This window comes from Ligilactobacillus sp., assembly GCF_036846325.1.
Taxonomy (GTDB): Bacteria; Bacillota; Bacilli; order Lactobacillales; family Lactobacillaceae; genus Ligilactobacillus.
The window spans coordinates 1-1,835 of record NZ_DAIUCE010000184.1; the positions used below are offsets into that span (position 1 = coordinate 1).

At 49.2% G+C, this 1,835-nt stretch carries 1 protein-coding gene and 1 pseudogene; both read right to left on the reverse strand.

What is annotated here, in order from left to right:
- A pseudogene (locus V7Z60_RS09980) lies at window positions 1-118 on the reverse strand (RNA-guided endonuclease TnpB family protein); the annotation flags it as partial.
- Between the two features lie 270 nt (window positions 119-388).
- The gene (locus V7Z60_RS09985; RefSeq protein WP_334117659.1) at window positions 389-1,765 is read right to left on the reverse strand and encodes an aldehyde dehydrogenase family protein; all 1,377 of its coding nucleotides are present in this window, start codon (window positions 1,763-1,765) and stop codon (window positions 389-391) included.
- Between the last annotated feature and the right edge of the window lie 70 nt (window positions 1,766-1,835).

Consider the following 1,835-nt stretch of genomic DNA (forward strand, 5'->3'; position numbering starts at 1 on the left):
CTTCGATTACAATCACGTCATAGTTCCTGACTAAGTCAGTTGTCAGCTTATGAAGATAGTCTCTGCGCTTATTGGCAATCTGTTGCTGGCAGCGGGCTTTATTGACCCTTGCACGCTTTCAAAAAATGGACGCTGCCCGTATGATCATCAGTTCATACGGGCTTCATTTTTTTCAGTGCGTGGCTCTGAAGGAGCGTGCACTGGATCTGGGTGACAAGGTAGACTATTTTCGACAAAATCCAGAATTCCGGTCTGCTTTCCCCGTTATATCCTGAGTTTGAGTTCCTGACAGATGTTTGTCCAAAACAAAAACACGTATGACCACAATTATGAATCATACGTGTTTCAAATTTAAGACAGAGTTTTTTTTCCCAGTCCCTCGTTATTTTCAGTTCAGGCTCTTTAAGAAGTCCGTTTCGTGACGGAATGCGACTGTCTTCATGTTGAGCAGATCCGTTGCCGTAATGTTGTGAGAAACGGCATTGCCGCCGTATGTCCCCGTACCAAGCGTCAACGATGGCGTCAAGTTGTTGTAGAGGCCGCCGACACCGCCGAGTGCGGACGGCGTGTTGACCAGGATGCGGCAGGCTGTCATTTCAATGGCAAATTTAACGATCAGGTTATGATCTTCGGAATGAATGGCAGCAGTATGGCCGCGTCCGCCGTAATCAAGCAATTGCTGACAGATGAAGAATGCTTCCTTGGCATCCTTTGCCTTGTACATGCTCAGGACAGGTGACAGCTTCTCGGCTGAAAGCGGGTACTCTCTGCCGACACCGTCAAGTTCTGCAACGATGATGCGTGTATCAGCCGGAACTTCAAGGCTGCACAACGTTGCGATTTCCTTGGCGCTCTTGCCGGCCAGCATGCCGCGAACCGTGCCGCGCTTTTCATCGATGAACGCCTTGCTGAATTCAGGCACTTGTTCATCGTCCAGGAAGTATGCTCCGTGACCCTTGAGCAATTCCTTGACTTCATCATAGATTGAAGCATCAACGACGATTGAGTTTTCGGAAGCGCAGATCATGCCGTTGTCAAAAGTCTTCGACGTTACGATGTCGTCAATTGCCTTCGTAACGTTTGCGCTTTCGGCAACGTAGGCCGGGCCGTTGCCGGGACCGACGCCCAGGGCAGGCTTGCCGGAAGAATATGCGGCACTGACCATGCTCGGGCCGCCCGTTGCAAGAATCAGGCTGACGTTTGGATTATGCATCAAGGCCGTCGTTGCTTCAAGACTAGGTTCTTCAATCCACAAGACGCTGTCCTTTGGAGCACCTGCGGCTTCAGCAGCAGCTTCAACCAGCTTGCCTGCCATTACGCAGCTCTTCTGTGCCTGCGGATGGAACCCGAAGACAATCGTATTGCGTGTCTTAAGAGCAATCATAGATTTGAAAATGACGGTTGAAGTCGGGTTCGTCACAGGTGTCACACCGGCAATGACGCCCATCGGTTCAGCGATTGAAACAAGGCCCTTGTCTTCGTCCTCGCTGACGACGCCGACTGTCTTTACATCCTTTAAGCTTTCCCAGATGCATTCGCTGGCAAAGATATTCTTCGTAACTTTGTCAGCCACGACGCCACGACGCGTTTCCTGAACGGCAGCCTGTGCAAGTTCCTGGGCGTGTTCCTTGCCGGCTTTTGCGATTGCCTCACAGATTCTGTCAACTTGTTCCTGAGTAAACGTTGATAAAATTGCCTGAGCATGCTGTGAACGCTTGATTAATCCATTTACCATCTCTGCAGCTTGTGTATTTTCTTCAGCCATAAACAAATCCATCTCTTTCTATCCACAAATTGATCTTTATAATTGAATACAACTCTAGTATAATATTTTT